Origin of the sequence: Methylocapsa aurea, assembly GCF_000746085.1 — a bacterium.
Lineage (GTDB): Bacteria > Pseudomonadota > Alphaproteobacteria > Rhizobiales > Beijerinckiaceae > Methylocapsa > Methylocapsa aurea.
In genome coordinates, this window is the sequence record NZ_JQKO01000012.1 from 153,947 (window position 1) to 160,529 (window position 6,583).

Here is a 6,583-nt window from a genome sequence, read left to right on the forward strand (position 1 = left end):
CTCACTTCAGGTCATTGAAACTATAACGCGCGAATGGCCAAAAATATGCCACGCAAGACGCCCGCGACGATAGATCCGGATGGCCCCCCGGCGCCGGCCGCCGCCCCGAAGCCTGTGCGTAAAACAAGCGCGAAGAATTCGCCAGCGCCACGAAACAAGCGGCAAAAACCGCCGGATCCGGCGCTGGTCGCGGAGATCTTTCGTCGTTTCGAGGCTGCCGATCCGAATCCCAAGGGCGAACTCGATTATGTGAACCCCTACACTCTGTTGGTCGCCGTCGTGCTTTCCGCGCAAGCGACCGATGTCGGCGTCAATAAGGCGACGCGGGCGCTGTTCGCGTCGGCCGACGCGCCGCAAAAAATGCTGGCGCTCGGCGAAGACAAGCTGCGCGACATGATCAAGACGATCGGGCTTTTCCGGACCAAGGCGAAACATGTGATCGCCTTGTCGGAGCGGCTGATGAAAGATTTCGGCGGCGAGGTTCCAACGAGCCGGGAGGCCCTTGAAACGCTCCCTGGCGTTGGCCGCAAGACCGCCAATGTCGTCATGAACATTGCGTTCGGAGCGCCGACCATAGCGGTCGACACCCATCTTTTTCGCGTTTCGAACCGCATCCCCCTAGCGCCGGGCAAGACCCCGCTCGATGTCGAGCGCGGCCTCGAGAAGATCATTCCCGATGCCTTCAAGCGGCATGCGCATCATTGGCTGATCCTGCATGGCCGATATATCTGCATGGCGCGCGCGCCTAAATGCGCGGTCTGCCTCATCTCCGACCTCTGCCAATGGCCGGACAAGCGGGCCTAGAGCCTATTCCGAACAGATTGGTTCAATCTGTTCGACGAGAATATGCTCAGACTCTTTAAACACTGGAGCGATTTCTGATCGATCGAATGACTCCATTCGATCGGAAGGCGCTCTCGGGATCGGCATAATCCGCCCGACGGCATGCTTTGTGCCTCTCCGCTAGATGTCGCGTTTCGGTTGGGGCGCCGCCTGCCGACGGCCAGAGCGCCCAAGGCATCGGGTCGCCCAGCGCAGAGTTCATCCCCGGCGAGAGGCCGGGACTGGGGCTGATCGCCATGAGCAGCCGGCCTCAGGAATCACAGGAGAATTGCAATGAGCGAAGCACACAGCGCCGAGGACAGCGCGCACTATATTTTAACGATTTTCAAACGGCACAGACGCCTGACCGGTCAAACCGAATTAATGGCCAACTTCACATTGCCATTTGCCCAGGATGGATGGCAACTCAGCGATTTCTCCACGGGGCAGCAATATGCCGTCGATCAGGGATGGATCGAAATCGGTAAAGATGACAAATTTCTCCGTCTGACCGAGGCGGGCAACGCGGTGGCGTTGGTTGTAGCTGCTGACGCCTGACGCGAAAGGCATTGCGCGCGCAAGAATGGTCTGGATTACGGCGCCGCGCCCGCTCCATTTTGGTAGCTAAGCTTACATAGTCTTGAGATCGGCGTGCAAGAAGCAACAATTGCGCACGCCGACTTGGCTGCCGAAATTCGCCATCATGGCGAGCGACAGCGGTTGCCTTAAATGACGATGGTGAGGCGTTCGGCGGCGCGGGTGATGCCGGTATAGAGCCAGCGATTGCGATGTTCGCGGAAGGCGCCGCTTTCATCGAACAGCACCACAGAATTCCATTGCGATCCTTGCGCCTTGTGCACGGTCAGCGCATAGCCGTAATCGAACTCGTCCGATTCGCGGCGCAGTTTCGGCGCGAGGCCTTCCTCGACGCCTTGGAAAAATTCCGGCAGGACGCCGATCCGCAGCGGCTTGCGGGTCGGATCATCCTCCGGCACGACATTCAGCGCCAGTTTCTTCTTCCGGGTCGTAGCTGTCGTCTTGACGATCCAGATGCCGCCATTCAACAAGCCCTTTGTCTTGTCGTTCTTGAGGCAGACCAATTTATCGCCGGCTTCGGGAAAATCGGTCCCCCGCCCAAACAGCTCGCGCATTCTTCGATTGTAGGAGCGGCGGGTGCGGTTCAGCCCGACAAGCACCTGATCGGCGAGGGTCACCGCGCCCGAATCGATCTCGCGCCGCTCGATGACGCGGCTCTCGCCATAGGCGCCGAGCGGCAGCCGGCCGCCTTCGCGCACGAGCATGGACATCTGGATGATCGGATTGTCCGCCGCTTGGCGATGAACCTCGGTCAGCATCACGTCGGGCGCGCCATCGGTGAAAAAGCCGCCGCCCTTGACGGGAGGCAATTGCGCCGGATCGCCGAGGACAAGCACCGGCTTGCCGAAGGAGAGGAGATCGCGGCCAAGATCGGCGTCGACCATCGAACATTCGTCGATGATGACGAGACTCGCCTTGGCGACGCTGCTTTCCTCGTTGAGGACGAAGGTTGGCTCCTCCGCATCGGTTTCGCGCGGGCGATAGATCAGGCTGTGGATCGTGCGCGCGTCCTTGCAGCCCTTGGAGCGCAGGACCAGCGCGGCCTTGCCTGTGAAAGCGGCGAAGGCGACCTCGCCGTCGATGTCCTGCGCCAACTGCTTGGCGAGCGTTGTCTTGCCGGCGCCGGCATAGCCAAACAGCCGGAAAACCTGCGGCTCGCCGCGCTTCAGCCATTCGGCGACGGCTTTGAGGGCGCCCTCCTGCTGCGGCGACCAGCTCATGGCTGCGCCCCGCCGGCCGGCGCAAGAAAAAGAAACAAAGACAAGTTCATCCGGGACTCCAGCCGCAAGAGCGCTTTCGGCATCCGCGGAATCGGAAAGCAGCTCTAGATCTTTGTATTATCGCATTTTCTTAACGCGAACGGGCATCCACTTCGCTCGAAAATGCTCTAGATCCCGGCATTCGACGCGAGTCGGTCTGGCGAGGGTGCGGGGTCTTTGCCGCCAGCGTCAAGGGGCCATGCTGCGCCGCGCTCCTCGACCTGCGTCCCTACAACTGTTCGGCGGCTTATTGCCTTGTGGCGCGGCCGCCGCGCTTGCGGTACCTTTGGGAAAGCGCCAGCAGGAGCGCACGTAAGGGCGAAGATGGGGGAGCGAACATGCGGGGAGCAGTCATGAGACGATTTTGCGTCGCCGGCGCGCTTTGGTGCCTGGCCGGGGCGGCGATCGCGGAAGAGACTTTGGCGCCACCAGCCGGAGCCAAGCAATTGCTGGAAGTCGGCGCCGATGGCGTGCAGGTCTATGTCTGCTCCTTGGTGGAACAGCGCGACAAGGCCCAAATTTTCGTCTGGGTTTTCGATGAGCCCGAAGCGACCCTCTTCGACGCAGAAGGCCGGCAGATTGGGACCCATTCCAAGGGGCCGACCTGGACGCTGGCCGACGAATCCGAGATCACCGGGGAGGTCGTCGCCAAGAAACCGTCTCCACAGCCTCGGACGATTCCCTGGCTTTTGCTTAAGGCCAAGTCGCATCAGGGCGCAGGGCCCTTTGCCGCCGCCACATTCATTCGCCGAGTCGAGACGAAGGGCGGCGCGGAGCCCGTCGGCGGCTGCGATGCGGATCACAAAGGCGACGTGGCGCGGATGCGCTATTCCGCGACCTATCAATTTTTCGGGCTATAGAGCGGGCCTTAGCGTCGGAGGGCGCCTCAGTTTGGGGTTGCGCAGTGGGTGGGTTTCGGCCAGTCCGCTCCCGGGCCTGCAATTTGGAAAGCGGCCATTCTGTCTATGGCGTGGCCTGGCCGAGAGCGGTCAGTTAGCTTCAGGCCGCAGGGCTGCGGCAGCCATTGCGCTTCAATGATCGAATCGCGTATTCCAGTGAAGCATGACCTACGTAACCGCAGATGAGCTTCGGTCGCACCTCGCCCGCTTCGAGGAGCGCCGCGCTCACTACGAGTGGCAAAGTAAGAATGCCGCGGGTCGGCTACCTCGACACGAAGTATGGCGCCACAGCTATCTAGCCGATCCTTATCTAATCGGAGCGCCGGCTGATCGAGTAGCAGCGCGGTGGTGTGATATATTCATCAACGCGACCGAACTTGGAAGTGATGGAAAACTGGGGCTGTTGCCTTTTCAGACCACTGACGAATTCTTGCAAAAGTTTACTCACCTCATCGAGGAATACGCTGTTAGGGGTGGTGTTCCAAATGACGCCGTAGGGAAAGCGAGGACGCCGCTCCTGCGCTATTTTGAAAATGGCGATCCAATCGCGCTTAAGATGTTTGATGGTTATATTCCGCCTACTTCACCATTTCTTGTCAAATACGGTCGACGTGAGTTTCTTGGGCCCATGTTTCGTTCGGGCAAAATCAGGATTTCTCCTGCGGCTTTCTATAATGATGTTAAACACAACGCTGCTGTCCGCGACGATGAAATCAGCCGCACATTTTTTATCCCGACCTATCGCGAACGCTTAGAGGGTAAAGACCATCTAGATTTCCAAGGACATCGAATTAGGTTCGGTGAGGACGATATAATCCATCCGGTCGTGGTAGAGGATTACTTTCTCTTCAGCCTATGCGATCATATTTATTATCGACTACCGACCGATTTTGGTGCTGACGCGGCACTTGTTCTCCGAGATCCGATCCGCTTCACCCAGCGTATAATTTCGGCCTTCTTGTCGCGATGGTCCGAATGGGAACCGATGAGTGGGCCGGTCACATATTACGACCCATATCGCGATTATACGAAATTCAAGATTCCCGAAATGGCGAAGCATTTCGGCTATGCTTATCAGCGCGAGGTCCGCATTGTCTTACGGTCGAAGCGGCGGATTCTCACCACGTTGCAGCCCGAATTTCTAACGATCGGTGGGATGGAAGATTACGCCGACCTAGTAAGCGCCGACTAACGTCTGCGGGGCTCCACCGGCAAGAATTCGGGCCTATGAAGAGGACGTCCGCTTACAGAAGTGTCTCGCGGGATGCCCATTGACTGACGTGGGCGCGAAATAGAAGCAGCTGGCCGGAAAGCAGAAGGGCGACTTTGTAGTGATGACCGCTCCGACACGCAAATTGAAGTAAGATCAAAAACAATATCGTATATAGAAATGTTATATGCTGGCGATGGAGTATGCGTTCGATGTTCGATCATCCCCTAATTCAGATCTATGCGTTCGAGGACACTCCGCTTGATCGGGACCTCAAGCTAATTGATGAGAAGTGGATGGTCGAATTTGAAGCCGCCCTGATCAAGTCCGTCGATGAAAGTGGTGAAAGTGCATATTCGGTCGGCTATTATTCTCCTGCTGCCGCCAGTGCCATCGACTCTGAGTCGATGGAACTGGCGTGGTATCCCAACACCCACGACCGTTTTCATCAGGTCCGTATCTCGCTTCCTCGATCTGCGTTCGTTACCTGCGTGGGGAGTTGGCAGTACGATTACGATCCATTGATCTTTGTCAGAGGCGATTGGCTTACCAATTTGCACCTCCGTTCACATTCCGTTTTCGCGCTCATCGACGCGATAAACGTCAAGAAGGCGCTCGCCAGCGGCACGCTGACACGCGTCAAGCTGATCGAATTGCGTGACCGGATCGATGAAATCTCCTCCGGCAATCCAACAGTAGCGTTCATGTCCTTTGCCGATAGCCTGCTGCTAAAAAGCAATTACTCGGTCGGCCAGTATGACAGCAATATCAAATACACATATGAGCCGGAGAAGATCATTCGCCTGTTACCTGACGTACGGGCTGCCTATCAAAGGGTGCTAGGGCTGGATATCTACGCTGTGATCACGCAGGGTAGCAACGAATATTACAATGATGACCTGCTGCACATTTCGAGCACTCATAACCATATTTCGTTCAACAGCCTCGGTCTGCCATTCGCGCAGACGCAGGCTATTGAGCATTGCGCCCGAGCGGCGCTTAGAACTGGCATCCATCCTGCCGCAGATGTTTATCTAGAGGAAAATTTCTATCACTCGCTGCGCTTTAGAAGAGAATTCGCCAAGAATAACGAACCAAAATTCCTTTATAAATCTCCAATGGTCACTGGAAAAAGCTATTATTTTCCAATGAGCCTCCAGAAGCTGACCGACAATCTGGAACGGCTGAAATAGCCGCTATACACCTAAGCATTTTGTCTTCTAACCGGTATTTGCGTAGCAAAAGCCTAGTCGTGTCAACTGCCTGAGCTGAGCTTGATGCACACAACTTGATTTTCGGTCGGCGTCCGATGGGTGCAATGTCAGCTTTCCAGAAGCGCCAAGTTTGCATTGAACGACCGAGACGGGCGCTCTGCAGTGGGACCCCAACTTCGTGAACGGCCGCTTCGGAGAATCGGAAGCTGGTCTTGGAACGACGAGGTTGGGTCCAGACTGTGTAAAAAGGGCCCCAAATTTGCTAGAATCGGCTCGATATAAGAGGGCCGGTCATGGGGCGTTTCGTCGAGGGTGAAGACCGACGGCAGTCGTTGTTATTGCCGGAGACGCTCGACGATTACGTGACCGAGGACAACCCTGTCCGGGTGGTCGAAGTCTTCATTGAAGAACTTGATCTCGGGGCGCTTGGCTTTGGGGGCGTTCACCCGGCGGCGACAGGTCGGCCCGCCTATCATCCGTCGACACTGCTGAAGATCTACCTCTACGGCTATCTCAATCGGATCCAGTCCAGCCGCCGCCTTGAACGGGAGGCCCAGCGCAATATCGAGCTGATGTGGCTCA

The 6,583-nt window shown here is 57.1% G+C and carries 7 protein-coding genes; 6 read left to right on the forward strand and 1 reads right to left on the reverse strand.

Annotation, left to right across the window (positions count from 1 at the left end; all coding sequences use genetic code 11):
- The first annotated feature begins 45 nt into the window (after positions 1 to 45).
- Positions 46 to 804 (forward strand): endonuclease III, encoded by a 759-nt coding sequence (gene nth, locus DL86_RS10145; RefSeq protein WP_084572828.1) that lies wholly within the window; start codon positions 46 to 48, stop codon positions 802 to 804.
- A gap of 312 nt (positions 805 to 1,116) precedes the next feature.
- Positions 1,117 to 1,380, forward strand: a complete 264-nt coding sequence (locus DL86_RS10150) for a hypothetical protein (protein ID WP_036260830.1) — start codon at positions 1,117 to 1,119, stop codon at positions 1,378 to 1,380.
- Between the two features lie 167 nt (positions 1,381 to 1,547).
- Here DL86_RS10150 and DL86_RS10155 read toward each other — a convergent pair whose 3' ends face one another.
- Positions 1,548 to 2,639 (reverse strand): ATP-dependent DNA helicase, encoded by a 1,092-nt coding sequence (locus DL86_RS10155; RefSeq protein WP_036260832.1) that lies wholly within the window; start codon positions 2,637 to 2,639, stop codon positions 1,548 to 1,550.
- Between the two features lie 392 nt (positions 2,640 to 3,031).
- Here DL86_RS10155 and DL86_RS10160 point away from each other — a divergent pair, with 392 nt between their 5' ends.
- The 4 genes from DL86_RS10160 to DL86_RS10175 form a co-directional block, all read left to right on the forward strand.
- Positions 3,032 to 3,538: a DUF3455 domain-containing protein gene (locus tag DL86_RS10160; RefSeq protein ID WP_036260834.1), complete on the forward strand. Its 507-nt coding sequence runs from the start codon at positions 3,032 to 3,034 to the stop codon at positions 3,536 to 3,538.
- Positions 3,539 to 3,740: 202 nt separating this feature from the next.
- Positions 3,741 to 4,769 (forward strand): hypothetical protein, encoded by a 1,029-nt coding sequence (locus tag DL86_RS10165; RefSeq protein WP_036260836.1) that lies wholly within the window; start codon positions 3,741 to 3,743, stop codon positions 4,767 to 4,769.
- Between the two features lie 230 nt (positions 4,770 to 4,999).
- Entirely contained in the window at positions 5,000 to 5,980 is a 981-nt protein-coding gene (locus tag DL86_RS10170; RefSeq protein ID WP_156964571.1) for a hypothetical protein, read from the forward strand.
- A gap of 314 nt (positions 5,981 to 6,294) precedes the next feature.
- Positions 6,295 to 6,583 (forward strand): transposase (locus DL86_RS10175; RefSeq protein WP_036260840.1); only part of this gene is annotated, 289 nt, incomplete at its 3' end.

Coding starts and splice junctions, on each gene's coding strand:
- nth (WP_084572828.1), top strand. CDS start 46: ATGCCACGCAAGACGCCCGCGACGATAGATCCGGATGGCCCCCCGGCG.
- DL86_RS10165 (WP_036260836.1), top strand. CDS start 3,741: ATGACCTACGTAACCGCAGATGAGCTTCGGTCGCACCTCGCCCGCTTC.
- DL86_RS10150 (WP_036260830.1), top strand. CDS start 1,117: ATGAGCGAAGCACACAGCGCCGAGGACAGCGCGCACTATATTTTAACG.
- DL86_RS10160 (WP_036260834.1), top strand. CDS start 3,032: ATGAGACGATTTTGCGTCGCCGGCGCGCTTTGGTGCCTGGCCGGGGCG.
- DL86_RS10155 (WP_036260832.1), bottom strand. CDS start 2,639: ATGAGCTGGTCGCCGCAGCAGGAGGGCGCCCTCAAAGCCGTCGCCGAA.
- DL86_RS10170 (WP_156964571.1), top strand. CDS start 5,000: ATGTTCGATCATCCCCTAATTCAGATCTATGCGTTCGAGGACACTCCG.